The organism is Nocardia sp. CDC153 (genome assembly GCF_035818515.1).
Lineage (GTDB): Bacteria > Actinomycetota > Actinomycetes > Mycobacteriales > Mycobacteriaceae > Nocardia.
Genome location: NZ_JAYKYU010000005.1, coordinates 639,354 through 663,780 on the forward strand (window position 1 = coordinate 639,354; position 24,427 = coordinate 663,780).

21 protein-coding genes are annotated in these 24,427 nt (G+C 67.8%); 13 read left to right on the forward strand and 8 right to left on the reverse strand.

Annotated elements, in window-relative coordinates; all coding sequences use genetic code 11:
• Positions 1-32 precede the first annotated feature (32 nt).
• Complete coding sequence (locus VMT65_RS29730) at positions 33-788, reverse strand: SDR family NAD(P)-dependent oxidoreductase (protein ID WP_326311791.1); 756 nt, start codon at positions 786-788, stop codon at positions 33-35.
• Between the two features lie 18 nt (positions 789-806).
• Positions 807-1,934 (reverse strand): LLM class flavin-dependent oxidoreductase, encoded by a 1,128-nt coding sequence (locus VMT65_RS29735; protein ID WP_326311792.1) that lies wholly within the window; start codon positions 1,932-1,934, stop codon positions 807-809.
• Between the two features lie 174 nt (positions 1,935-2,108).
• Between VMT65_RS29735 and VMT65_RS29740 the strand changes: the two genes are divergently transcribed.
• From VMT65_RS29740 to VMT65_RS29755, 4 genes are read left to right on the forward strand one after another with little or no spacing between them, the layout of a single operon-like run.
• A complete protein-coding gene (locus tag VMT65_RS29740) occupies positions 2,109-2,864 on the forward strand; it encodes a glucose 1-dehydrogenase (protein WP_326311793.1) in 756 nt (251 codons plus the stop codon).
• A 13-nt stretch (positions 2,865-2,877) separates the two neighbouring features.
• A complete protein-coding gene (kstD, locus tag VMT65_RS29745) occupies positions 2,878-4,557 on the forward strand; it encodes a 3-oxosteroid 1-dehydrogenase (RefSeq protein ID WP_326311794.1) in 1,680 nt (559 codons plus the stop codon).
• A 1-nt stretch (position 4,558) separates the two neighbouring features.
• Positions 4,559-5,290, forward strand: coding sequence for a glucose 1-dehydrogenase (locus tag VMT65_RS29750; protein WP_326311795.1), 732 nt, complete (start codon positions 4,559-4,561; stop codon positions 5,288-5,290).
• 29 nt (positions 5,291-5,319) lie between these two features.
• Positions 5,320-6,135 carry an SDR family NAD(P)-dependent oxidoreductase gene (locus VMT65_RS29755; RefSeq protein ID WP_326311796.1) on the forward strand — a complete coding sequence of 272 codons (816 nt, stop codon included), beginning with the start codon at positions 5,320-5,322 and terminating at the stop codon, positions 6,133-6,135.
• Here VMT65_RS29755 and VMT65_RS29760 read toward each other — a convergent pair.
• Positions 6,132-7,736 carry a FadD3 family acyl-CoA ligase gene (locus VMT65_RS29760; protein ID WP_442790325.1) on the reverse strand — a complete coding sequence of 535 codons (1,605 nt, stop codon included), beginning with the start codon at positions 7,734-7,736 and terminating at the stop codon, positions 6,132-6,134. The two genes, VMT65_RS29755 and VMT65_RS29760, sit on opposite strands and share 4 nt — an antisense overlap.
• Positions 7,737-7,988: 252 nt before the next feature.
• On the opposite strand from VMT65_RS29760, the gene VMT65_RS29765 reads away from it, so the two are divergent.
• Together VMT65_RS29765 and VMT65_RS29770 are read left to right on the forward strand one after the other, a co-directional pair.
• Positions 7,989-10,145 carry a pyruvate, phosphate dikinase gene (locus VMT65_RS29765; RefSeq protein WP_326311798.1) on the forward strand — a complete coding sequence of 719 codons (2,157 nt, stop codon included), beginning with the start codon at positions 7,989-7,991 and terminating at the stop codon, positions 10,143-10,145.
• Complete coding sequence (locus VMT65_RS29770) at positions 10,135-10,896, forward strand: tyrosine-protein phosphatase (RefSeq protein WP_326311799.1); 762 nt, start codon at positions 10,135-10,137, stop codon at positions 10,894-10,896. Before VMT65_RS29765 ends, VMT65_RS29770 begins: the two co-directional genes overlap by 11 nt.
• On the opposite strand, the gene VMT65_RS29775 is transcribed toward VMT65_RS29770, so the two are convergent.
• Positions 10,893-11,852 carry a LysR family transcriptional regulator gene (locus VMT65_RS29775; RefSeq protein WP_326311800.1) on the reverse strand — a complete coding sequence of 320 codons (960 nt, stop codon included), beginning with the start codon at positions 11,850-11,852 and terminating at the stop codon, positions 10,893-10,895. The two genes, VMT65_RS29770 and VMT65_RS29775, sit on opposite strands and share 4 nt — an antisense overlap.
• Positions 11,853-12,002: 150 nt before the next feature.
• Here VMT65_RS29775 and VMT65_RS29780 point away from each other — a divergent pair, with 150 nt between their 5' ends.
• From VMT65_RS29780 to VMT65_RS29790, 3 genes are read left to right on the forward strand one after another with little or no spacing between them, the layout of a single operon-like run.
• Positions 12,003-12,752 (forward strand): succinate dehydrogenase cytochrome b subunit, encoded by a 750-nt coding sequence (locus VMT65_RS29780; RefSeq protein ID WP_326311801.1) that lies wholly within the window; start codon positions 12,003-12,005, stop codon positions 12,750-12,752.
• 2 nt (positions 12,753-12,754) lie between these two features.
• A complete protein-coding gene (locus tag VMT65_RS29785; RefSeq protein WP_326311802.1) occupies positions 12,755-14,689 on the forward strand; it encodes a fumarate reductase/succinate dehydrogenase flavoprotein subunit in 1,935 nt (644 codons plus the stop codon).
• Between the two features lie 13 nt (positions 14,690-14,702).
• Entirely contained in the window at positions 14,703-15,446 is a 744-nt protein-coding gene (locus VMT65_RS29790; RefSeq protein WP_326311803.1) for a succinate dehydrogenase/fumarate reductase iron-sulfur subunit, read from the forward strand.
• A gap of 13 nt (positions 15,447-15,459) precedes the next feature.
• Here VMT65_RS29790 and VMT65_RS29795 read toward each other — a convergent pair whose 3' ends face one another.
• The 4 genes from VMT65_RS29795 to VMT65_RS29810 all read right to left on the reverse strand — a co-directional run bounded on the left by VMT65_RS29795 (position 15,460) and on the right by VMT65_RS29810 (position 19,605).
• Positions 15,460-16,326, reverse strand: a complete 867-nt coding sequence (locus VMT65_RS29795) for a hypothetical protein (RefSeq protein ID WP_326311804.1) — start codon at positions 16,324-16,326, stop codon at positions 15,460-15,462.
• Complete coding sequence (locus VMT65_RS29800) at positions 16,323-18,176, reverse strand: hypothetical protein (RefSeq protein ID WP_326311805.1); 1,854 nt, start codon at positions 18,174-18,176, stop codon at positions 16,323-16,325. Before VMT65_RS29800 ends, VMT65_RS29795 begins: the two co-directional genes overlap by 4 nt.
• The gene (locus VMT65_RS29805; RefSeq protein ID WP_326311806.1) at positions 18,176-18,493 is read right to left on the reverse strand and encodes a type VII secretion target; all 318 of its coding nucleotides are present in this window, start codon (positions 18,491-18,493) and stop codon (positions 18,176-18,178) included. The genes VMT65_RS29800 and VMT65_RS29805 overlap by 1 nt, the downstream gene beginning before the upstream one ends.
• Positions 18,494-18,567: 74 nt before the next feature.
• On the reverse strand, positions 18,568-19,605 hold the full coding sequence (locus VMT65_RS29810) for a winged helix DNA-binding domain-containing protein (protein ID WP_326311807.1): 1,038 nt from the start codon (positions 19,603-19,605) through the stop codon (positions 18,568-18,570).
• A 108-nt stretch (positions 19,606-19,713) separates the two neighbouring features.
• Between VMT65_RS29810 and VMT65_RS29815 the strand changes: the two genes are divergently transcribed.
• The 4 genes from VMT65_RS29815 to VMT65_RS29830 all read left to right on the forward strand — a co-directional run bounded on the left by VMT65_RS29815 (position 19,714) and on the right by VMT65_RS29830 (position 24,401).
• Positions 19,714-20,562, forward strand: coding sequence for a glycosyl hydrolase family 32 (locus VMT65_RS29815; protein ID WP_326311808.1), 849 nt, complete (start codon positions 19,714-19,716; stop codon positions 20,560-20,562).
• 81 nt (positions 20,563-20,643) lie between these two features.
• Complete coding sequence (locus VMT65_RS29820; RefSeq protein WP_326311809.1) at positions 20,644-22,062, forward strand: L-fucose/L-arabinose isomerase family protein; 1,419 nt, start codon at positions 20,644-20,646, stop codon at positions 22,060-22,062.
• A 1-nt stretch (position 22,063) separates the two neighbouring features.
• Positions 22,064-23,539 (forward strand): FGGY-family carbohydrate kinase, encoded by a 1,476-nt coding sequence (locus tag VMT65_RS29825; protein WP_326311810.1) that lies wholly within the window; start codon positions 22,064-22,066, stop codon positions 23,537-23,539.
• Positions 23,540-23,651: 112 nt separating this feature from the next.
• Positions 23,652-24,401: an ATP-binding protein gene (locus VMT65_RS29830; protein ID WP_326311811.1), complete on the forward strand. Its 750-nt coding sequence runs from the start codon at positions 23,652-23,654 to the stop codon at positions 24,399-24,401.
• Positions 24,402-24,427 lie beyond the last annotated feature (26 nt).

Here is a 24,427-nt window from a genome sequence, read left to right on the forward strand (position 1 = left end):
GAATCGCGCTATGTGGCCTGAATAACGCCGTCTTACTGCATGTTTCGCGGAATGAACTTGCCCGCGGCCAGGCCGCCGTCGACGGTCACCTCCGCGCCGGTGATATAGGCCGAGGCGTCCGAGGCGAGGAAGGCGACCAGTTCGGCGACCTCCTCGGGCAGCCCCGTGCGCTCCAGCGGCAGGGTCGGGAAGCTGCCCGGACCGGTGGTCAGGTACGGCACCATCGGGGTGGCGATGGGCCCGGGATGTACGGAGTTGACCCGGATCTGGGACGGGCCCAGCTCCAGCGCGGCGATCTTGGACAGGCCGCGCAGACCCCACTTGGAGGACCCGTACGCGCCGTGGTTCATCAGGCCCTCGAGCCCGGCCTGCGAGGAGATGTTCACGATGGAACCCCCGCCCGCCGCGGTCATGGTGGGGACGACGGCCTTGATGCCGTGGAACGCGCCGACCAGATTGACCTTCAGAATCCGTTCCAGCTCATCGGCTCCGGTCTCCATGATCGGCTTCATGATGTAGATGGCGGCATTGTTGACCAGCACATCCAGCTTGCCGAAGGTGTCGACGGCGACCTTGACGGCGGCATCCCAGCTCTCGGCGTCGGTGACGTCGTGCTCGACGAAAACCGCTGCCTCGCCGAGCGAGTCGGCCAGTTCCTTGCCCTCGGCCGCGAGCACGTCGGTAATGACCACCTGCGCGCCGCGCGCCACGAACAGGCGGGCCTCGGCCGCGCCCTGCCCGCGGGCGGCACCGGTGATCAGGGCGACTTTGCCGGTCAGATCAGCCATTTCGAGTTTCCTGTCTCTCTACTTGTTGCGGAAATGGGGGATGACCTTCTCCCCCCACTGACGGATGGTCTCCAGGCACGCGGACTGCGGCACGGTGCCCATTTGAATGAGGCACAGGATCTCGTCGGCCCCGGCCTCGGCCAGCCGCTCGACGTAGGCGATGGCGTCGTCGGCGTTGCCGTAGGCGTGCTCGGTGTTGAAGATCGCGGTGGAGCCCGACTTCACCGGGATCTTGGCCTCGTGCAGGAAGGCGACGTGCTCGTCGGCGACCTCGCGCACCTTGGCGACCTCGTCCACGGTGGAGTCGACGGCCTCGTCGGGGACCGGGCCCGCGCCGTAGTAGTACTTGATGGACTGGGCGAAGAACCGCTGCCCGCGCGCGCCGATCTGGCGGGCCCGCTCGCGGTCGTCGAGGACGATGGTCGGGCACAGGGCCGCGAAGTGATCGTTGACGACGGTGGAGACGAATCGCTCACCGGTGCGGGCGGCAATGGCCCGGTCGTAGATGCCGCGCAGTTCCGCGATCTCCTCGATGCCCGCGAAACCCAGGACCAGAGCGCCGATTCCGTACTCGGCCGCCAGCTTCAGGGTGTCCTTCTTGGTGCAGGCCATGAACAGCGGCGGATGGGGTCGCTGCACCGGGCGCGGCAGCAGGTGATGCGGGTCGATGTCCAAAAGCTCACCGTGATAGGAGAATTCGCCCTCGGGGTCCTGCCAGGCGGTCGCGATCATCCGCAGCGATTCCTCGACCTCCCGATACGTGCGATCGGGATCGACTCCGCAGAAGGAGGTTTCGACGGCGGTCGCGCCACGGCCCGCGCCCAGATTCACCCGCCCACCGGAGAGCACGTCGAGCATGGCCGCGCGCTCGGCGGTCCGCACGGGATGGTTGAAGCCGAACGGCATACACACCACGCCGTGTCCGATGCGCACCCGCGAGGTCCTGGCGGCCACATAGGTCAGGAAGATCTCCGGCGCGCTCATGTGGGCATACCACTTGAGCCCGTGATGCTCGACCGCCCACACGGCGTCGAAACCCAGCTCGTCGGCGAGCACCGCCTGTTCCACGCAATCGCGCAGGACCTGGGCTTCGTGGGCGGCGGTCGGGTCGGTCATCTGCGCCTCGAAGATCATCGAGAACTTCATCCGGACTCCTGCCGCACCGCTTCCGCACCCCACCGGGTCTTTATGCCTAACCGGAATACTTCTGCACCCATAGCCTCAGGTCATCGGGATGTCTCAGTGGCCGGGACCACACCGTGCCGGGCTCGAGGCTCCGGACTTAGCGTCGGGAGACGAGCAGCGGAAGGGACAAATTCGGTGGGACAGTTGGACGGCAAGGTGGCGCTGGTGACCGGCGGCGCGCGCGGCATGGGGGCGGAGCATGTGCGCCGCTTCGTGGCCGAGGGCGCGCGGGTCGTGTTCGGCGATGTGCTGGACGAGGAGGGCAAGGCCCTCGCGGCCGAGCTGGGCGCGGACGTCCACTACGTGCACCACGATGTCACCGGCGAATCCGATTGGCAGGCCGCGGTTTCCGAGGCCACCACCCGATTCGGTCGGCTGGATGTGCTCGTCAACAACGCGGGCATCCTGCGGTTCAAGCGGATCGTCGAGATGAGCCTGGACGAGTTCCAGGCCATCATGGCCGTCAATGTGACCGGCGCCTTCCTCGGCATCAAGACCGCCGCGCCCGCGCTCACCGCCGCGGGCGGCGGGTCCATCGTGAACGTGTCCTCGGTCGAGGGCTTCGTCGGCGCGGCCGGTCTTTCCGCCTACAGCGCAAGCAAATTCGCGCTGCGCGGGCTCACCAAGTCCGCCGCCCGGGAGCTGGGGCACTCGGGCATCCGGGTGAACTCGATTCATCCCGGCGGCATCGCCACCCCCATGACCGCGTCGGTCGCGGGCGCGTCCGGGGTGGACGGCAACAGTTTCTTCTCCGAACTGCCCATTCCGCGCTGGGGTCGGCCGGTCGAGGTCTCCGAGGTGGCGCTGTTCCTGGCCTCGGACGCCTCGAGCTATTGCACCGGAGGCGAATTCGTCGTCGACGGCGGCATGCTGACCAGCTGCGGCTACTAAGGATAGAGCTTTCATGGAATTCGAATTCGACGTCGTGGTCGTGGGTTCCGGTGCGGCGGGCATGACCGCCGCGCTGACCGCCGCCTATCGCGGCCTGTCGGTGACCCTCATCGAGAAGAGCCGCCTCTTCGGCGGCTCCACCGCGCGCTCGGGCGGCGGCATCTGGGTGCCCAACAACCCCGTATTGCAGGCCGCGGGCGTGCCCGACAGCCCGGAGCTGGCCCGCACCTACCTGAAAGCCGTTGTCGGCGACCGGGTTCCGGAGGCCAAGCAGCGCGCGTTCCTCGACCACGGCCCGGAGATGTTCCGTTACCTCGGGGCCCGCTCCAAGTACTGGGACTTCGCCTACGACCGCGGTTATTCCGACTACCACCCGGAGTTCCCGGGCGGGCTGGCGCAGGGCCGCAGCATCGAGCCCAAGCCGATCGACGGGCGACTGCTCGGCGGCGATCTGCACAAGATCAATCAGCCGACCATGTCCGCGCCCAAGGGCATCGCCATCACGGTCAAGGACTTCCACGACCTGAACATGATCGCGCGCACCTGGACCGGCAAGAAGACCGCTATGAAGGTGGGCGCGCAGACCGCGCTCAACCTGCTCAAGGGCGCGAAACCGCTGAGCCTGGGCAAAGCGCTGGCTGCCCGACTGTGGCTGTCGCTGCGGGACGCGGGCGTGCCGGTGTGGCTGAACACCCCGCTCGCCGATCTGATCGTGGAGGGCGGAACAGTGGTCGGCATTCACGCCGAGCACGAGGGCCGCCCGGTCACCATCAAGGCCCGCCGCGGCGTGGTGCTGGCCGCGGGCGGCTTCGAGCACAACCTGGAAATGCGAAAGCAGTACATCGACGGGCCGCAGAACACCGGCTGGACCGTGGGCGCGACCGAGAATGTCGGCGAGGGCATCGTGGCGGGCCAGAAGGCCGGTGCCGCGGTGGATCTCATGGACGACGCCTGGTGGGGTCCGTCGGTGCGCAACCCCGATGGGCCGCCGTTCTTCATGCTGGCCGAGCGCTCGCAGCCGGGCGCCATCGTGGTCAATGCCAGGGGTGAGCGCTTCGTCAACGAGTCCGCGCCGTACGTGAACGTCGTGCACACCATGTACGAGGAGGAGAAGAAGGTGCCGGGCAGCATTCCCGCGCATTTCATCTTCGACCAGAACTTCCGCGACCGGTACCTGTTCCTGGGCAACTTCCCCAAGCGGCCGCTGCCCCAGAAGTACTTCGACGCGGGAATCATCAAGCAGGCCAATACCCTTGCCGAGCTCGCCGAAAAGCTGGGTATTCCGGCCAACACGCTGGCGGCCACCGTCGAGCGGTTCAACGGCTTCGCGCGCACGGGCCGCGACGAGGATTTCCAGCGCGGCGATTCCGCCTACGACCGCTACTACGGCGACCCCACCGTCAAGCCGAATCCGACCCTGGCCCCGCTCGAGCGCGGTCCGTTCTACGCGGTCGAAATGGTGCCCGGCGACCTGGGCACCAAGGGCGGCCTGGTGACCGACGAGCACGCCCGGGTGCTCGACGATCAAGGCGAGGTCATTCGCGGCCTGTACGCGGCGGGCAACAACTCCGCGGCGGTCATGGGCAACGACTACGCCGGTGCGGGCGCGACCATCGGACCCGCCATGGTATTCGGCTACATCGCCGCCAATCATCTGGCGGACACGGAAACCGCAGCGGCACAGGAGGACTGAGATGGGACGGGTGGATTCCAAGGTCGTCATCGTCACCGGCGGCGCGCGCGGCATGGGGGCGGCCTTCGCCCGCAAGCTGGCGGCCGAGGGGGCGAAGGTCGTGATCACCGATGTGCTGACCGAGGCCGGGCAGGCCGTCGCCGCCGAAATTGGCAGCGCGGCAAGTTTTTTCCCGCTCGACGTCACCGACGAGGCCGCGTGGAACGATGTCGTGGCGCAGACCGAGGCGGCGTTCGGCCCGGTGTCAGGTCTGGTCAACAACGCGGGCATCGTGCACGTCGACCCGATCGAGAAGCTTTCGGAAACCGACTATCGCAAGGTGATCGACGTCAACCAGGTCGGTGTGTTCCTGGGCATGAAGGCCGTCATCGGGTCCATGCGCAAGGCCGGGGTCGGTTCCATCGTGAACATCTCCTCGACCGGCGGACTCATCGGTTACTCCAACATCCTGGGTTACGTGGCCTCCAAGTGGGCCGTGCGTGGCATGTCCAAAACGGCCGCACAGGAATTCGCTGCCGACAATGTCCGCGTCAATTCCGTGCACCCGGGCATCGTGGCGACCGAAATGGTGGCCACGTCCGACCGTTCGGCGAATATCGCGGCCAATCAGCCCATCGCCCGCCCCGCCAGCCCGGAGGAACTCGCCAACCTGGTGCTGTTTCTCATCTCCGACGACTCCTCCTACAGCACCGGCTCCGAATTCGTGGCCGACGGCGGCTTCACCTCTCAGTAGTAATCGCGCAGCGAGACAAGGAAATACCCATGAAGGACTTCCACGGCAAGGTCGCCGTCATCACCGGTGCGGGAGCTGGCATCGGCCGGGCGCTGGCCCTGGAACTGGCTCGCAATGGCGCGCAGCTCGCGCTGTCCGGGCGCAATCTCGACAATGTGGCCGAGACCGCGGCGCTGTGCGAGAAAGAAGGCGCGAAGGCCCGCGCCTATCGGCTCGATGTGACCGACCGGGCCGCCGTCTACGCCCACGCCGACGAGGTGGTGGCCGATTTCGGCAAGGTCAATCTGGTCGTCAACAATGCCGGTGTCTCGCTGACCGCCAATATCGAGGAAGTCTCCTGGGAGGACCTGGAGTGGATCTTCGGCATCAACTACTGGGGCACCCTGCACGGCGTGAAGGCGTTCCTGCCGCACGTGATCGCCTCCGGTGACGGGCATATCGCCAATGTCTCCAGCATGTTCGGCCTGGTGGCCTGCCCCAGCCAGGGCGGGTACAGCTCCTCGAAGTACGCCATGCACGCCATCACCGACGCGCTGCGCCAGGAAATGATCATCGCCGGACACCAGGTGGGCGTCTCCAGCATTCACCCCGGCATGATCAAGACCGAAATCGCCTGGAAGGCAAGGGCGGCCGCCAACCGTTCCCGCGACGACCTGGCCGCCAACTTCGACCGCTTGGCCCAGACCAGCCCCGAGGACTGCGCCCGCGTGATCGTCAACGGCATCCGAAAGAACAAGCCGCTCATCCTGATCGGCAAGGACGCCAAGGCCATGAACATCATGCGCCGCCTGCTCGGCTCGGGCTACATGAAGCCCCTCACCGCCCAGATGCGCAAGGAGATCTAGTCGCGCAGGCGGTCCTTGAGCACCTTGCCACCGGCATTACGCGGGAGGTCGTCGCGGAAGACGACCTCCCGCGGCACTTTGTAGTCGGCCAGCCGCGAGCGTGACCATTCGATGATCTCGGCTGGGTCGGGGGTGACGCCCTCGGCGGGCACCACTACCGCGCGACCCACCTCGCCCAGGCGGGGGTCCGGGATGCCGATCACCGCGACATCGCGAATGTCCGGATGCTGCAAGAGGACTCGCTCGATCTCGGCGGGGTAGGCGTTGAAGCCGCCGACGATGAACATGTCCTTGAGGCGGTCGGTGATGCGCAGGTAGCCGTCGTGGTCGAGGGTGCCGATATCGCCGGTGTGCAGGAAGCCGTCCGCGTCGATGGCGGCGGCGGTGGCCGCCGGATCGTCGAGGTAGCCCAGCATGACATTCGGGCCCTTGACGGTGATCTCGCCCGGGTCGCCGGGTTCGACCTCCTTGCCGTCGCGGTCGACAACGCGGATCTCGGTGCCCGGCAAGGGTTTACCCACGGTGCCCGCCACCAGTTCGGCCGCGGAGTCGGGCGGGCAGATGGAGACGACGCCGATGGATTCGGTGAGACCGTAGGCGGTGAAGACGTAGGGGACGCGCAACTCGTCACGGATGCGGCGGATCAATTCGGTGGGGATGGTCGCGCCGCCGGTGCCCGCCAGACGCAGCGAGCCGAGCATGTAGTCGTCGTGGTCGGCGGCCAGCAGATCGGTGAAAAGCGTTGGGGGACCGGCCAGGACGGTGATGCGCTCGTTCTCGATCAGGCGCAGCGCCGCGGTGGCGTCGAAGCGCTCCACCGGGATCATGGTGGCGGTGCGCAGCAGACAGGCCAGAATGCCCGCCTTGTAGCCGAAGGTGTGCGAGAACGGATTCACCAGCAGATACCGGTCGCGCGGGCGCAGGGTGACCGCGTCGGCCCAGTGCGAAAACACCTCCAGGCTCTGCCGATGGGTGGCCAGCACGCCCTTCGGCGTACCCGTGGTGCCGGAGGTGAACAGGATGTCGGAGACCGCGTCCGGCTCGATCTCGGCGGCGCGCTCCACGGCCGACTGCGGTTCGATCACCGTGCCGGGAGCCAGGAATCCCTCCCAGGAGCTGATGTCCCAGTCCGCGTCGCCGTCGCCGCGGGCGTCGTCGAGCAGGATGAGATGTTCGAGATCCGGTAGCGCGCGCCCGGATTCGGCCAGCATGCGCGGATAGTCCCGGCCCAGGAACTCCTGCACGGTGCACACCGCCTTGGCGTGACTGCGGGCCAGCACCTCCGCGGTCTCCGGGCCGCGCAATCGGGTGCTGATCGGCACCAAAGTCGCTCCCGCGCCGAGCATTCCGAGCGCGGTCACGATCCACCGCACGCTGTTGGGCGCCCAGATCCCGACCCGGTCGCCGACCTCGATCCCGGAGGCCATGGCCGCCCGCGTCACGGCGGCGACCTCGGCCGCCAGTTCGGCGAATGTGAGCCGCCCGGCCGGTCCGGCAATGGCCACCGCGTCGGGATACCGCCGCGCCCGTTCCGCCACCAAACCCGGAATCGTGGTCACGGGTCCGACCGCGGAGCTCCCGCCCGAGTGCCGCCGATCCATCCGCCCATCCTGCCCCACCACCCATCCCTGAATCCCCATTTTCGTCGTGCCATCCCGCTGACCGGGCGTGCCAGGGTGCAGGGCTGCGAAGGCACGACGTTCCGGTGATCGGGATGGGGAGTTGGGTGTGTGGGTGACGCGCGGCACGCTCGTTGTAGTGGGCCCGTGGGGGACGGGTGTGGCCCGGCAGGCTGCTCGAGTGGCGGTGGAGGGGCTGGAGTGCGGATGGATTCAGGATCTCGGAGGAATGGCATGACGGCCGGAACGGAGTTGGCGCGGCGTCTCGACAGTGCGGCGGACGCGGTGACCGTTGTCGAACTCGATGGCGCGTGTGGTTTGTCGCGGGAGAAGATCGGCGGCAAGGCGTGGAGCGTCGATCACATGCGGGCGCTCGGGCTGCCGGTGCCGCCCGCCTTCGTGATCACCACCGACGGGTGGGCCGATTACACGCGGCGCGGGGTCATCGCCGAGGAGATCTGGGCGCAGGTGCGGGAAGGGATCGCGATGATCGAGCGCGGCACCGGGCGGCGCTTCGGGTCCGGGGAGCGGCCGCTGCTGGTGTCGGTGCGGTCGGGCGCGGCCATCTCCATGCCGGGCATGATGGACACCGTCCTGAATCTCGGTATGACCGACGCGGTGCAGCGGGCGCTGGCCGAGGAGACGCGCAATCCGGCGTACGCGCAGGACACTCGGCAGCGGTTCGTGCACCAGTATCGGGAGACCGTGCTCGGTGATGCCGACGGCGTCGTCCCTGTCGATCCGTGGGAGCAGTTGCGCGGGGCGGTCGAGGCGGTGTTCCGGTCCTGGGATTCGGCGCGCGCCAAGACCTATCGCGCCAATCGCGGTGTGCCCGACACCCTCGGCACCGCGGTCACCGTGCAGGCCATGGTGTTCGGCAATCTCGACGAATCATCCGGCACCGGAGTGCTTTTCAGCCGCAATCCCAATACCGGCGACGGCCCGGTGTACGGCGAATGGCTGGTCGGCGGTCAGGGTGAGGACGTGGTGTCGGGCCGCCTGACCCCGCGTCCCCTCGACGAGCTGGCCGCCACCCAGCCCGCGGTGCACGAGCGGCTCATCGCCGCGGCGCAGCTGCTCGAGCGCGACGGTCGGGATATCCAGGATGTGGAGTTCACCGTCGAATCCGGGACATTGTGGCTGTTGCAGTCGCGTCCGGCCAAGCGGTCGGCGCGCGCGGCGGTGCGAGCCGCGGTCGCCATGGTCGAGGAAGGTCTGATCAGCGCCGACGAGGCCCTGGATCGGGTCACCGCCGAGCAGGTGCGCGATGTGCTGCGCCCGGCCTCGGGTGACTCCGGCGGTCAGGAGCCGCTCGCGCGTGGCGAATCCGCCTGTCCCGGACTGGCTTCCGGTGTCGTCGTCACCGATCCGGAGGAGGCCGAGGCGCGGGCGGAGGCGGGGGAGGACGTGATCCTGGTTCGTCCCACCACCAGCCCCGACGATCTGCACGGCATGATCGCCGCGCGGGCCATCGTCACCGAATTGGGCGGCACCACTTCGCATGCCGCGCTGGTGAGCCGTGAGCTGGGTCGCCCGTGCGTGGTCGGCTGCGGACCCGGTGTGGTGGAGGCGCTCGCGGGCAAGACCGTGACCGTCGATGGCGGTGCCGGTCTGGTGCTGCCCGGCGCGGTCACCGCCAAGCCGGTGGAACAGGCCGTGCTCGAGGACGTCGCGCAGCTGGCTCGATGGGCGGGGGTGGACAGCGCCGAGCTGGCCGATCGTTTGGAGCGACGCGTCCCCGAAAGCGTTGACCAGGAGGAGGTTTCCGGGGCCGTGCCCGTCACCGAGCTGGCCGTGCTGCGGCTGGTCGGCATCAAGGGCCGGGTGAATGCGGACAATCTGGCCGCCAGCCTGTTCGCCGATGCCAGCGAAATCGCGGCTTGCTGTGCGGGTTTGGTGAGCGCGGGTTACTGCGCCACCACCCCGGCCGGTTTCCGGCTCACCCCCGAGGGACGTCCCCGTCTCGAGCAGCTGCTCGCCGAGGAGCGCCGGACGGTCGACGCCGCCGCCGTGACCGCCGCCTACGACGAGTTCTGCGTCTTCAACGCCGATCTCAAGGTCATCATCACCGACTGGCAGATGAAGGACGCGGCGACGGTCAACGATCACGCCGACGCCGAATACGACGCGCGAGTCCTGGCCCGCCTCACCGACACTCACCGGAATCTGCGTCCGCTCATCGGCCGCCTGGGCGGTCTGGCTCCCCGCCTGTCCCGCTACCTGGATCGGCTGGACCGGGCGATCGAGCGCATTGCCGAGGGTGACCACACCTATGTGGCCCGGCCCATCATGGACAGCTACCACACCGTCTGGTTCGAACTGCACGAGGACCTCATCGGCCTGTGCGGTCTGACTCGCGCGGAAGAGGCGGCGGCCGGTCGTGCCCACTGATTCTGTGCCGAACCGCTGGATCGACTTCGCCCAGATCGACAATGTCCGGGATCTGGGCGGGCTGCCCGTAACCGGCGGCGGCACCACCCGTTTCGGCGTGGTCCTGCGCTCCTCCACGCTGCAGCAGGCCACCTGCGAGGATCTCGCGCACTTGATGGTGAAGGTGGGTCTGCGCACGGTCATCGACCTGCGCCTGCCCGACGAGGTCGAGCGGGAGGGCTACGGGCTGATCGGCGACGCCGACGTCCACATAGCCAACCTGCCCATCCGCAAATCGCCCCAATCCTCCTTGGCGGCACGGGATCTCGTGCCCGACAAGACGCGCGTCGACCTCACCGAGCTCTACGGTCAGTTGCTGGCGGGCAGTGGCGAGCACATTGTCGAGGCCGTCCGGCTGATCATCGACCCGGATCGCCGGTCGCTGCTGTTCCATTGCGCTGCGGGCAAGGACCGCACCGGCGTCCTCGCCGCGGTCCTCTTGGACGCGGTGGGTGTCCCGGCCGAATTCATCGCCGACGACTACGCCCTCACCAACGAGCGCATGCGGCGGGTCCGCGACCGCCTCGACGCGCTGCCGTCCTACGCGGGCCTGCCGCAGGCGAATACGGGCATCCTGGCGGTGACGGCCGAGGTCATGCTGCGGTTCCTCGACAACCTCTACGCCGATCACGGCGGTGCCGCGGAATGGCTGCTCACCCAGGGGCTTTCGGAGACGGAATTGAAGCGGCTCCGGGACACCCTGGTCGACTAGTCGCGGATCAGCGACTCGACACCGATCGGAAGACCGCCCGCCGCGGCCGAATCGCGCAGGAAGCCCTCGAGGGTGGTGCGAAACGCCCCGGCCGCGTGGGTCGGGGCGACGTCCTTGCGGTGCGCGAGCGCGACCGTTCGGTGCAGGCCGTGGGTCCCCGCCGTGCGGTCGGTCGCGGCGGTCAGCGGAATGCCGTGCAGCCCGGGACGTCCGGCCAGCACGGTACTGGGCACCACCGCCACCCCGAGTCCCACCTCCACGAACCGCAGGACCGCGTCCATCTCGCCGCCCTCGACGGCGAAGCGGGGTTCGAATCCGGCCGCCCGGCATGCGCCGATGGTGGTTTCGCGCAGGTCGTAGCCCTGGCGGAACATGACCAAGGGGCGGTCGCGCAGATCGGTGACGCGCAGCCGGGTCCGGCCGTGCAGGCTGGCGTCGTCGAGTCGGGCGGCGACCACGAGGTCGTCGCGCAGGATCGGGGTGGTCGCGAGGGGAGTGTCCTCGGGCAGCGGCAGGATCACCAGCGCCAAATCCAGTTCGCCCCTGGTCAATTGGCGGATCAGGTCGCGCGATCCGCCCTCTTCGACCAGCAGCCGGATGCCCGGGTACGCGTCGTGGTAATGCCGCAGCGCAGCGCCGAGCAGTCCCGAACACAGCGACGGCGTCGCGCCGAGCCGGACCCGACCGTGGCGCAGTCCCACCAGTTCCTGGACCTCGAGTCGCGCGGTATCCACGTCGGCGAGAATCCGATTGGCCAATGGCAGCAGGGCCTCACCGGCCGGGGTCAGCGTGATGTTGCCGCGGGCCCGGCTGAACAGCGGCGCGCCGAGCTCGGTCTCGAGCACCCGAATCTGCTTGGAGAGCGACGGCTGGGCGACGCCCAGCGCATCGGCGGCCCGGGTGAAGTGCTGGGTTCGCGCCACCGCCAGGAAATAGGACAACTGCTGCAACTGCACGGTCGCCAGCCTAGGACTCTGAACTGCGGGTTTTCCGATTCCGAGCGAATGATCACAGCCGGTGCGGCATCGGGTGTGACATCCTTCACGCCGCGAATTCACTACTGGCGGTAGTAATCCCGGTCCCAGCTCGGTCCATAGACGCGGGCCATGGAGACCAGATCCAAGCGGACTTGGACCGGCCTGGGCGCGCGGATCTACCTTCCGCTCATGGCTGTCGCATTACCCGAGCTCTACCGCACCACGGTGGGCAAGAAGGCCGTGATGGCGGTGACCGGGGGTATTCTCGTGCTGTACCTCATCGCCCACATGGTCGGGAATTTGAAGATCTTTCTGGGCGCGTCCGAGTTCGACCATTACGCCGACTGGCTGCGCACGGTCGGTTCGCCCGCGATACCGCGGCGGGGCGTGTTGACCGTTGTGGAGGTCGTGCTCGGGGTGAGCGTGGTCTTGCACATGTGGTCGGCGGTCGCGCTGGCCCGCATCGCACGCCGCGCCCGGCCGGTCCGGTACGCGGCCGGACGGAAGTCGCATGCGTACGGCTACGCGGTGCACACCATGCGCTGGGGTGGGGTCGTCATCGCCTTGTTCGTGGTCTGGCATCTGCTGGACCTGACGTTCGGCGCGGTGAATCCGCGGGGCGGCAACGCGACCCCCTATGCGAAGGTGGTCGCCGACTTCGCTCCCTCGCACTGGTACATCACCCTGTTCTACATCGCCGCCGTGGTCTTGGTTGGCCTGCACCTGCGGCACGGCATCCGCAGCGCCGCACAGACTTTGGGCTTGACCGTCAACGGCGGCGCGCACCGTTACGACCTGCTCGCTGCCGCGGTCTCGATCGTGCTGGTCGCCGGATTCCTTTCCGTCCCTGTCTCTGTCTCTCTCGGATGGGTGAAATAGCCATGAACGACAGTCTTTTCAGCATTGGCGAGCCGATCGCGGACACGGCCGCGCCGGGCGGTCCGATCGCCGACCGCTGGACCACCTGCAAATTCGAGGCCAAGCTGGTCAATCCGGCGAACAAGCGCAAGAAAACGGTCATCGTCATCGGGACCGGTCTGGCGGGTGGTTCGGCCGGGGCGACCTTGGGGGAGCAGGGTTATCGCGTCATCCAGTTCTGTTTCCAGGATTCGCCGCGCCGAGCGCATTCGATTGCCGCGCAGGGCGGGATCAATGCCGCCAAGAACTACCGCAATGACGGGGACAGCGTGCACCGGCTGTTCTACGACACGGTCAAGGGCGGCGACTATCGCTCCCGGGAGTCGAATGTGCACCGGCTCGCGGAGATCTCCACGCAGATCATCGATCAGTGTGTGGCGCAAGGGGTTCCGTTCGCGCGGGAGTACGGCGGTCTGCTCGACAACCGCTCGTTCGGCGGCGCGCAGGTTTCACGTACCTTCTATGCCCGCGGTCAGACCGGGCAGCAGTTGCTGCTGGGCGCGTACCAGGCGCTCATGCGTCAGGTCGACGCGGGCACCGTGGAATTGCATGCCCGCCACGAGATGCTCGACCTGATCATGGTCGACGGGGTGGCGCGGGGCGTGGTGGTGCGCGACCTGATCACCGGCGCGATTCGCTCCTACACCGGCGATGCCGTGGTGCTGGCCTCCGGCGGGTACGGCAATGTCTACTTCCTGTCGACCAATGCCATGGGCTCGAATGTCACCGCCGCCTGGCGGGCCCACCGGCACGGCGCGTACTTCGCCAATCCCTGTTTCACCCAGATTCATCCGACCTGCATACCGGTGTCGGGCGAACACCAGTCGAAGCTGACGCTCATGTCGGAGTCGCTGCGCAACGACGGGCGGGTCTGGGTGCCGAAAAGCGTTGGAGACCAGCGTAATCCCGGCGACATCCCGGAGGGTGAGCGCGACTACTACCTCGAGCGCATCTACCCGGCCTTCGGCAATCTGGTCCCGCGTGACATCGCCTCCCGTGCGGCCAAGAACGTCTGTGACGAGGGGCGCGGCGTCGGTCCGGGCGGGCTCGGCGTATATCTCGATTTCGCCGACGCGATCCGGCGACTCGGTGTGGACGCGGTGAAAGCCAAGTACGGCAACCTGTTCACGATGTACGAGCGAATCACGGGCGAGAACCCGTACGAGACGCCCATGCGCATCTTCCCGGCCGTGCACTACACCATGGGCGGGCTGTGGGTGGATTACGATCTGCGGTCCACGATTCCGGGGCTGTTCGTGATCGGCGAGGCGAATTTCTCCGATCACGGCGCGAATCGGCTCGGGGCGTCGGCGCTCATGCAGGGCCTGGCCGACGGGTATTTCGTACTTCCGACGACCCTCGGTGACTATCTGGCCCGGGGGCCGGTCGGGGAGGTGCCGGCCGAGGCGATCGCGGACGCCCAGCACCGGGTCACCGAGCGGATCGATCGCCTGCTCTCGATTCGCGGCGACCGCACCGTCGACTCCTTCCATCGCGAACTCGGCCACATCATGTGGGAGTACTGCGGCATGGAACGCACCGACGCGGGTCTGCGCAAGGCCCTCGCCTTGATTCCCGCTCTGCGCCAGGAGTTTTGGGAGCGGGTGAACGTCCCCGGCTCCGGTGGCGATCTCAACCAGTCCCTGGAGCGTGCGGGCCGGGTGGCCGACTTCCTGGAGTTGGCCGAACTCATGGTCATCGACGCCCTGCACCGCACCGAATCCGCGGGCGGGCACTTCCGGGCCGAATCGCAGACCGAGGACGGCGAGGCCCGGCGCGACGACGAGAACTTCTCCTATGTCGCCGCGTGGGAATGGAACGGCGGCGGGCCGCCGACACTGCACAAGGAGGCGCTGAGTTTCGAACACGTCCAGCCCAGTACCCGGTCCTACAAGTAGGGGGAGATCTGAAATGAAACTGACACTGCGTATTTGGCGTCAGCGCGACGCTCACGACCGGGGCAGACTGGTCGACTACCCGGTGGAGATCTCACCGGAAGCGTCGTTCCTCGAGATGCTCGACGTCCTCAACGAACGACTCACCACGGCGGGTGAGGACCCCATCGCCTTCGATCACGACTGCCGCGAAGGCATCTGCGGCATGTGCTCCCTCGTCATCGACGGCACCCCGCACGGCCCCGAAAAGGCCACCACCACCTGCCAACTCCACATGCGCAAGTTCTCCGACGGCGACACCATCACCGTAGAACCCTGGCGCGCAAAGCCTTTCCCCGTCATCAAGGACCTGGTGGTCGACCGCTCCGCCTTCGACAAGATCATCCAGGCGGGCGGCTACATCACCGCCCCCACCGGCACCGCCCCCGAGGCCCACACCCTCCCGGTCCCGAAGCCGAACGCCGACAACGCCTTCCAGGCCGCCGAATGCATAGGCTGCGGCGCCTGCGTGGCCGCCTGCCCCAACGGCTCCGCCATGCTCTTCACCGCCGCCAAGATCACCCACCTCGGCCTCCTCCCCCAAGGCCAACCCGAACGCTACTCCCGCGTCACCGCCATGCTCGAAACCCACGACGCCCTAGACTTCGGCGGCTGTACCAACACCGGCGAATGCACCCTCGCCTGCCCCAAGGAAATCCCCCAGAACGTAATCGCCCACCTGAACAAGGACCTGCTCCACGCGGCCCGAAAGCCCAACTGACAGTGCCGAATCGCTACCCGAGCACGTCCCCCCGCCGCATCCGCTGAACCGCGGCGTCGGAGGCGAGTTCGGAGCGCGATTCTGGGTGGCGGGCGTAAAAATCGATGGTGTAGTACAGCAGGGCGGGATCGATGCCGTAGACCGAGGGCGGGATCACGATGCAGTCGAGGCCGGTACGTTGCTTCAGTCGACTGGTGAACTCGAGCGACAGTGTGGACGGGTCCGTGGGAAGCACGCGGATCGCCGGGTTGCGACTGACGATCACAGGACGGACGACGGCGACCGCACTCCACGGCAGGCGTTGGTGGACAAAGCCATTGCGGAATTCGAGACCCTCGGTGGTCAGTCGCAGCCCTCGCGGCGTGCTGGCCACGGACACTCCGACTGCGAGCAGCCAGAGACCGGCGAGAAGCAGAACGATCATTGTCAATGAGCTGAATATGTTTCGGCCCGCATGGTCGCTTAATCCGTTGCCCAGCAACAGAATCAGACGTGAGGCTGCCACGAGGACGGCGACCGAGGCGAAGCACAACAGAGCGATGAGGGTTGATTTGCGGGCCGGAATGGTCTGCCCCGGCACCGCGTCGATGGTTTCGAGACGGATGGCGTCCGGGATCCTCGAACGCCGGCGACGAAGAATCGATAAGCCCAGGACCGCGAACACGAGCGATCCGAAAGTACCTGCGGCGCCGAAGAAGGCGACCGACCACTGGTGGTTCTGAATCGCTGACCAGCAGGTACTGGCGAACAAGGGTACTGCGAGGGCGATTACCACGAGCCCCGCGATCACCTTTCCGCTGGGGCGCTCGCTTCCGAACTCGCTCGGCCAAGGCAGCCGATTGCCGCCGGGACCGTCGAGGTTCTCGTTGAGGGGTTTCATTTGAATGGTTTCTCCGCTGCCCATCCACCGACCGAGCCTCCGGCGTATCCACCGAAGACCGCGCCGAGGATTGTTCCGCCAGGAATGGCTACCAGTTCGAGGGGTGGAAACCAGGCCCCGACCACGGCACCGGCGGCCGCGCCTGCTTCCGCGCCCGCCAACGCGCCACCGACATCGCCCACGGTAGTTCCTACCGCATTGGCGATCGCAGCCGGAGCGGGTTTGCCGTGTTCCCAATCCTGCCAATTCACATACGCCGCGAGTCCTGCGGTGACCGCCGGGCCGCCAAACTTGCCGACCTTCGCGAGAGTTTCTGTTTTCGACGCCAGTGCGGCCGCGTCGTCGGCGGCGGTTACGGCGGTGACCGCACTGCGTCCGGCGGCAGGGTCACCGGCCTCGAGCTGGGTGACCATCCTTGCGAGGGCATCATCCGAGGTTTGTGAGAGAGCTTGGGCGCGTTGGGCCATGGATGCCTTGGACAGGTCGAGCTGTCCACCCGCTGCGTCGGCGGCCATGCCTGTCACGATGGCGCCCGGATGCTCCTGGAACGTTCCTGTGGTCGATTCCCAGAGATCTCCGGCTTGTTTGCCGGTCCATGCCTTGACCGAATCCCACGCGGAGAGTGCGGGTTGGCCGGAACTGGGCGGTGCGGCGCCGAGTACCGAGCCATCGCTGAATTTGGTCACCACCCGCCCATCCGGCTGGGTCGTGGTCATGGCGGAACGGCCATCGGCGAATTGGGTGTAGATGGAACCGTCCGGTTCGCGGGTCGAGCGGGTACCCGCAGAGTCGGCGGTGGCGATCAGCTGTTGCTTGCCGTCGGGGCCGACAGCGAAGGTCTGGGTATTGGTTGAGCCGTCCGCGCGGGTCAGGACATTCGTGACCGTTTTGCCGTTTGCGCTCGGGACCTCCGTGAGGGTCGCGCCATTGCCGAGGGGGCTGGTGAGGGTTTCGGGGCCGAGGGTGCCGTCGGTGTTGACCGGGCGGGTGCCGATTCGGCCGTCGCCCTTGGGGATTGAGACCGTGCGGGTTTGCGAGCCGTCGGGGGCGGTGGTGACGGTGTCGATGATGCCGGTGCCGTCGTTGCGTGGGGTGGAGACGGAGGTGGTGTCCGGGCCGGTGCCGGTGTGGGTCTTGGTGACCACGGTGCCGTCGGGCTGGAGGGTGGATTGGGCGGTGGTGATGGTGCCGTCGGGGTTGGGGGTGAGGGTGATGCGGCCGCCGCCGGGGAGGTCGGTGGAGACGGGGATGCCGTCGTGGAGTTTCACGGCCGCCAGGGCGGGGTTGAAGACGTCGTCGTGGGGCTGGGTGAGGCCGCCGGTCAGGAAGTTGAACAGCGGATTGTCGAGTTTGGTTACCGGGGCGAGCTTTTCGATCTCGGCGATGGCGGCGGTGATCTTCGTGGCCCACGCCTCGTCGCTCTCGCCCAGTGTCTTGGCCAGACCCTGCAGGCGGATGGTGTCGTTCGTCGCGTCATCGGCGCGCTTGTTGTCGCTGCGCGTGTCCTTGACGGTGAAGTCCTGGTCGACCGTGAAGTGGTCGCCCTCGAGGGCCTTGACGCTAGCCTGCAGGTCCGCGATGACCGGCTGCATGGCCGAATACGCCTGGGAACAGGCGTCGGCGAGGGTGAAATACGCGGTGGCCACGGCCTTGACCTGGGTGTATTCATGGTCGGCGCGGCCGAGGGCGGCGGTGGCGGCGGTCCCGGACCAGTCGAGGTTGTGGATGGTGCGCTGGACGGTGTCGGCGCTGTTGTCGATGGTGATGACGATGCTGTTGGCCGAGGAGGCGACCTCGGCGAGGGAGAGCGGGTTCCAGGACAGCACCTGGTCCTTGGTCGGCGTTCCCATCAGGGCTGCCCGTCGTTGAGCTCGCCGATGGCCCATAGTCGCTGGGCGGCCTCGGTGTCGGAGTCGTGGTAGGTCTTGGCCGAGGTCGACAGGGCCGAGGAGAACTGGGTGAAGCGGCCGCAGAGGACCTGCGTGGCCACGGTGCTGGCCGGGTCGGCCTTACCGAGGGCGGCGGCGATGGCCGAGCCCTTCATGCCGTCGACGCCGCGACTCGCACCCAATGGCGGGGTGGCCTTGGCGTCCTTGACGGTGTTCGCGAGATTTCCGATTGTGGTGGCCGCGTCGTTCAGTGTGGCCGGGGTGACCTTCAGACCCATGGAGCCCCTCCCAGGTGATCGCGGCAACCGTATCATTGCCAACTCGTTGCTGACGACTGGAAGAGAGGGGCTGATCAGGGTGTTTCGATGATGACCTTGCCTTCTTCGTGGGGGGAGATTGCTGGCAGGAGGTGTTCGGCTTCGGTGCGGACGGCCTTTTCGGTGGTCTTTGGCATTGGATGCCATGGGGTTACTCGGAGGGTGGAGCCGTCGAGATCCCAGCGGCCGTGGACGAATCCGTCGACGAGGTAGAAGGGGACGCCGCCGGAGGCGATTTTGGTTATGCGGCGGCGGTCGGTGTCGCTGATGATGCGGGTGCGGTCGCGGTGGGCGAGGCAGGAGTTGTCGAAGGCGGGGAGGAAGCGGACGGGGGCCGGGAGGTCGGGGGAGGCGAGGGGGGCGTCGGGGAGGTCGAAGAGGTCGCGGCCGGATTCGTCGCGGAGGACGCGGAGTTCGGGGCGGAGGCGGGGCATCACCTCGGCGAGGCGGGTGACGCCGGCGAATTCTTGGATGTCGGCGATGGTGGCGGGGCCGTAGGCGGCCAGGTAACGGCGGATCAGGGTTTCGGGCTGGGGCGCGTCGGCCAGGGGTGCGCCGAGGAACTCTTCGGCGAGGGCGACCGCGACGGAACGGCCGCGCCACGCGCCCCACGCACCCGATGAAGCATCGTGCAGCAGTGGGTGCAGGACGCCGAGCGCGTAGACCAGGGCGCGCGCCTCGCGGTGGGGGAAGCGTTCGGTCAGCAGCCTGCCCAGCTCGCGGCGGGGGAGGATGCGACCGGTCAGCAATTCCCTTCCCACCGTGGAGAATTCGTCGATGTTCAAGCCCTCGAGCGAGTCGCGGAAGTAGGGCGAGCGCAGCGCGGGCTCGACGGCCGCGCGCACCGTGGGATAGAGCCACCGGTAGTCGGCGGCGTCGGCGAGGTGGACGGTGCGGCGAATCATGGTGGCGCGCACGATGGTTCGATCGCGCAGCAGCGATTCCAGCTCGTCGTGTCGGAAGTCGGTGAGCCGGGTCCACAGGCCGATGTAGGGCCAGTTGGGCTCTTGCGCCTGGACCGCGACGAGATGGCGGACGAGGTCGGCGGCGGGCATGGACACCCGTTCGTTCAACTTCTGACGCAGCAGCAGTGTGCGGTTTAGAGTCCTCAGCGAAATTTCCGGCATGAATCCATTGTCGACAGTGACTAGGACAGATTGTGTCCTAGATGGAGAGGGCGTATGGACGGGTACATCGCCGCGGGCGATTTCCGGCACATCTACGACCCGAGCGAGCCGGGCGAACCCTGGTACATCAACGACCACACCGTGATCCGCGCCGCGGACGGCCGCTGGCACCTGTTCGGCATCACCCACCCCGAACCCGCCGACCCCTTCGACGAGACCGAGTTCGCGCACGCGACCGCGGAGGATCTGCACGGCCCGTGGACCAAGCACCCCGCCGTGCTGACCGTGGATCGCGAGCGCGGCGAGACCCACCTGTGGGCCCCGTTCGTCGTCCGCGCCGACGACCGCTACTTCATGTTCTACGACGCGGGCGGAACCGACCGCACCGCAACGGGTATGGGCCTCGCGACCTCCGCCGACCTGTTCCACTGGACGCGTCATCACCACAGCCCGGTGTTCCGCGACGGCTACGACGCCCGCGACCCGATGGTCCTGCGCCTCGAGGACCGCTGGGTCATGTACTACTGCGCCACCAGCACCCCCGCCGGCGGCAATCACGTCGTCGCCTACCGCACCAGCCGCGACCTGCTGCACTGGAGCGAGCGCCGCATCGCCTACACCGATCCGACCGCCGGCACCGGCGCGGGCAATACCGAATCCCCCTTCGTCTTCACCCACGCCGACGCCTGGTATCTGCTCATCGGCCCGCGCCCCGACTACGTCGGCACCGAGATCTTCCGCAGCACGAACCCTTTTCACTTCGACACGTCCGACCGCGTGGGGCACGTCCCGGCCCACGCCGCCGAAGTCGTCACCCACGACGGCACCCACTGGATCACCCACGCGGGCTGGGCGCAGGGCGGAGTAGCCCTGGCCCCCTTGCGCTTCCGAGACGACCGATAATTCCATTTCGGGCGTGGCGTGCGGTCGGCACTGGGATTCTGGACGCAAGTCGAGAGTCCACCCACCGCGGGGAGGCAGGCAATGGCCCGAATCGGCGTAATCAGTCTTTCCGACGGCCGCGACTATGTGCACGGCGGCATTGTCGGATTCATTCGGGCGGCGGAGGATCGGCTCGTCACCGAGCTGACCGCCGCCGGACACACCGTGATTCGCGGCATGGAACCCGTCGGCGGCAATGACTGGGCGGTGGCCGTGGCGCGGGAGGTGGAGGCCGCCGGGGTCGATCTGACCGTGCTGCACTACGCGGTGTGGGCGTTCCCGCACTTCACCATGCTCGCCGCCGGTGCCCTCACCGGTCCGCTACTGCTGCTCTCGAATATCGATCCGGTCCAGCCGGGCATGGTCGGCATGCTGGCCGCGGGCGGCGCGCTGGATCAGATCGGGCGCGCCCACGCCCGGCTCTGGGGCGATCCCGCCGACCCGGACCTCATCGCGGCCATCGGCGAGCGGGCCCGCGCCGCGGCGGCGGTGGCCAGTCTGCGCGGCAGCACCTTCGGTCGTCTGGGCGGTCGGCCCATGGGCATGAACACCGCCGTCGCCAACACCGACCAATGGCAGCGCGTCTTCGGCGTCGACGTCGAGGAGATCGACCAGTGGGAGATCGTGCGCCGCGCCGAACTCGCCGACCCGGGTGAGGCCAAGGCGGCCCGAGAATGGTTGGAGCGCAATGCCGCCGGAGTCCACTACGACGGCCGCAAGCTGACCCCCGAGCTGCTGGAAAAGCAGATCCGCTCCTATCTGGCCATGCGCGACCTGATCGCCGAATGGCATCTGGACTTCTCCGGCATCAAGGGCCAGCCGGAACTGACCCAGTACTTCGCGACCATGGACATCACCGAGGCCTTCCTCAACGACCCCTACGACTGGAACGGCCCCAAACAGCCGCACATCTGCGCCACCGAGGCCGATATGGACGGCGCGCTCACCATGCAGCTGCTGCACCGAATCGCCGACACCCCGGTGCTTTTCGCCGATGTCCGCCACTATCACGCCGACCGCGACATCTGGGATCTGTGCAACTCCGGCCAGCACGCCACCTGGTACGCCGCCCGCAGCGCGGACCCGGCGGAGAATCTGTCCCGCGTGCACCTGTACCCGGAGGTGTTCTTCTTCCCCGCCGGTGGCGCGTCGGTGCACCATCTCGCCGCGCCCGGGCAGATGACCCTGGCCCGCCTCACCCGCCGAAACGGTTCCTACCGAATGCAATTGATGCTCGGCGAGTTCGAGGCCTACGACCAGGCCACCAACGAATCGCTCATGAAACAGTCCACTTGGGAGTGGCCGCACGCCTTCGCCCGCCTCGACGCGGACGCCGGTGATTTCCTGTCCCGCTTCGGGGCCAATCACATTCACGCCGTGCCGGGCGATCACCGCGCCACCGTGCGCGCGGCCTGCGACCTGCTGGGGGTCACCCTGGACGAATTCACCAGGGCGAGTTGACATGCTCCTCGGCATCGACATCGGCACCTCCGGTTCCAAGGGCGTCCTGGTCGACCACACGGGCCTGGTCGCCATGAGAGCCGAACGCCCGCATCGGGTTTCGACACCGCGGCCGGGCTGGGTGGAACACGACGCGGAAGCCGTGTGGTGGAACGACTTCGCGGCCATCGCCCGCGATTTGGTGGCGGCCGCCGACGGCGAACCCATCGACGCGCTCGCGGTCAGCGGCATCGGCCCCTGCCTGCTCCCCGCCGACGCCGACGGCAGCCCGCTGCGCCCCGCCATCCTCTACGGCGTCGACACCCGCGCCAGCGTCGAAATCGAGGAACTGGACGCGGAATTGGGCGCGCACACCGTGCTCGAGCGCTGCGGTTCCCCGCTCACCAGTCAGGCCGTCGGCCCGAAGCTGCGCTGGCTGATGCGCCACGAGCCCGGGGTGTGGCAGTCCACCCGCATGCTGTTGATGGCCAGCTCCTTTCTGGTGCACCGGCTCACCGGCCGGTATGTGCTGGACCATCAGTCCGCCAGTCAGTGCGTGCCCATGTACGACCTGACGGCCCGCGACTGGGCGCTCGACTGGGCCGAATCCGTCGCCCCCGGCCTGCGATTACCCGAACTGGCCTGGCCCACGGAGATAGTCGGCCACGTCACCGCGCGGGCCGCCGCGGCCACCGGACTGCCCGCCGGGCTGCCCGTCACCACCGGCACCATCGACGCCTGGGCCGAGGCCGCCGGGGTCGGCGTCCGCGAGCCCGGCGACTGCATGATCATGTACGGCACCACCATGTTCCTCACCCAGGTGCTCACCAATCCCCACCCGCAGCCCGGCCTGTGGACGACCTGCGGAACCTGGCCCGGCACATACACTTCCGCCGCCGGGATGGCCACCTCCGGCGCTGTCACCGATTGGCTGCGCAGCCTGACCGGCAGCGATTTCACCGAGCTCCTCGACGAGGCCGCCCACGTCCCGCCGGGCAGCCGCGGCCTGCTCGTGCTGCCCTACTTCGCCGGTGAACGCACCCCGCTGTTCGACCCGAACGCGCGCGGCATCATCGCCGGGCTCACCCTCACCCATCAGCGCGCCGACCTCTACCGCGCCGTGCTCGAGGGCATCGGCTACGGCGTCCGCCACAATCTCGAGGCCATGGCCGCCGCCGGAACCCACGCCTCCCGCCTGGTCGCCGTCGGCGGCGGCACCAAGGGCGGACTGTGGACCCGCATCGTCTCCGACATCACCGGCCTGCCCCAACAACTTCCGGCCGACACGGTCGGGGCGGCCCTCGGTGACGCCCTGCTCGCCGCCGAGTCGGTCGGCGTCGATACCGCCGCCTGGAACCCGATCATCGCCACCCTCGATCCGGACCCCGTCCGCACCGCCCACTACGACTCCTACTACCGCCACTACCGCGCCCTCTACGACTCCACCAAGGCCACCGCCCACTTTCTCGCCCGCGAACAACACCGAGCCGCGACCTGATCCGGACGTGCGGCCGTTCGAATTCGCCACCGTCCCAGGGTCTTCGAAAAAGACGCCCGGTCCCCGTATCCGATACCGCGTGCGGCGCGGAGAATTGGGGTGAGGGCACACAATGAACCTGGATGCGGAAATCAGGTGGTATGTCACCACTTCCGACGATGCGGTGGTGGCGTGGCCGCAGGGCACGGTCGACCTGGACAGCTGTGGGCGTTTCGCCGACAGCGTGGTGAAGCTGGCGGCGGAGCTGCCGCGCGCGGTCATTGTCGTGACCGACCGGTTGGATGGCTCTCCGGAGCTGATCATGTCGTCGCTCCTCAATGCCTCCATCCGGTTGAGCGAGGATTCCGGCGTGCCGGTTGTGGTGGTCCGCCGATCGGCCCGGCACCCCCGCATCCTCGGCCAATTCGTCCCCGTGTTCGCCACCCTCGCCGCGGCCCGCCGCGCCATCCCCGCCCTACCGCGTCGCCAGCGAGCCACCACCCTGGCCATGTCGGCCGAATGCGGCCAGCGCGCACGCCGATTCATCGCCCAGGTCTGCGCCGACTGGAATCTCCCCCGACTGCGCGCCCTCGCCCAACTGGTCGCCACCGAACTGGTCCACAACGCCTTTCTCTACGCCCACACCAGCCCCGATATCGGCCTGCGTCTGGAACTGCGCGACCCCTACCTCCTCATCGCCGTCACCGACGCCAACCCCCAACCCCCGATCATGCAGGAACCCCGCGCGGGCGAACACCGCTACTACGGCCTACACCTCGTCGACCGCCTCTCCACCTCCTGGGGCTACTTCCCTCGCAAGGACGGCGGCAAGGTCGTCTGGGCCTCCCTCCTCCTGTCGGGCACCCCCGCGTCCGAGCTATGAAACACGCCAATTTCAAATTTGTGTCG

What these genes read in the sequence shown, in the direction of transcription:
- VMT65_RS29730 (WP_326311791.1), bottom strand. Translation starts at nt 788, where the DNA reads ATGGCTGATCTGACCGGCAAAGTCGCCCTGATCACCGGTGCCGCCCGC.
- VMT65_RS29735 (WP_326311792.1), bottom strand. Translation starts at nt 1,934, where the DNA reads ATGAAGTTCTCGATGATCTTCGAGGCGCAGATGACCGACCCGACCGCC.
- kstD (WP_326311794.1), top strand. Translation starts at nt 2,878, where the DNA reads ATGGAATTCGAATTCGACGTCGTGGTCGTGGGTTCCGGTGCGGCGGGC.
- VMT65_RS29750 (WP_326311795.1), top strand. Translation starts at nt 4,559, where the DNA reads ATGGGACGGGTGGATTCCAAGGTCGTCATCGTCACCGGCGGCGCGCGC.
- VMT65_RS29755 (WP_326311796.1), top strand. Translation starts at nt 5,320, where the DNA reads ATGAAGGACTTCCACGGCAAGGTCGCCGTCATCACCGGTGCGGGAGCT.
- VMT65_RS29760 (WP_442790325.1), bottom strand. Translation starts at nt 7,736, where the DNA reads ATGGATCGGCGGCACTCGGGCGGGAGCTCCGCGGTCGGACCCGTGACC.
- VMT65_RS29765 (WP_326311798.1), top strand. Translation starts at nt 7,989, where the DNA reads ATGACGGCCGGAACGGAGTTGGCGCGGCGTCTCGACAGTGCGGCGGAC.
- VMT65_RS29780 (WP_326311801.1), top strand. Translation starts at nt 12,003, where the DNA reads ATGGAGACCAGATCCAAGCGGACTTGGACCGGCCTGGGCGCGCGGATC.
- VMT65_RS29785 (WP_326311802.1), top strand. Translation starts at nt 12,755, where the DNA reads ATGAACGACAGTCTTTTCAGCATTGGCGAGCCGATCGCGGACACGGCC.
- VMT65_RS29790 (WP_326311803.1), top strand. Translation starts at nt 14,703, where the DNA reads ATGAAACTGACACTGCGTATTTGGCGTCAGCGCGACGCTCACGACCGG.
- VMT65_RS29795 (WP_326311804.1), bottom strand. Translation starts at nt 16,326, where the DNA reads ATGAAACCCCTCAACGAGAACCTCGACGGTCCCGGCGGCAATCGGCTG.
- VMT65_RS29800 (WP_326311805.1), bottom strand. Translation starts at nt 18,176, where the DNA reads ATGGGAACGCCGACCAAGGACCAGGTGCTGTCCTGGAACCCGCTCTCC.
- VMT65_RS29805 (WP_326311806.1), bottom strand. Translation starts at nt 18,493, where the DNA reads ATGGGTCTGAAGGTCACCCCGGCCACACTGAACGACGCGGCCACCACA.
- VMT65_RS29815 (WP_326311808.1), top strand. Translation starts at nt 19,714, where the DNA reads ATGGACGGGTACATCGCCGCGGGCGATTTCCGGCACATCTACGACCCG.
- VMT65_RS29820 (WP_326311809.1), top strand. Translation starts at nt 20,644, where the DNA reads ATGGCCCGAATCGGCGTAATCAGTCTTTCCGACGGCCGCGACTATGTG.
- VMT65_RS29825 (WP_326311810.1), top strand. Translation starts at nt 22,064, where the DNA reads ATGCTCCTCGGCATCGACATCGGCACCTCCGGTTCCAAGGGCGTCCTG.
- VMT65_RS29830 (WP_326311811.1), top strand. Translation starts at nt 23,652, where the DNA reads ATGAACCTGGATGCGGAAATCAGGTGGTATGTCACCACTTCCGACGAT.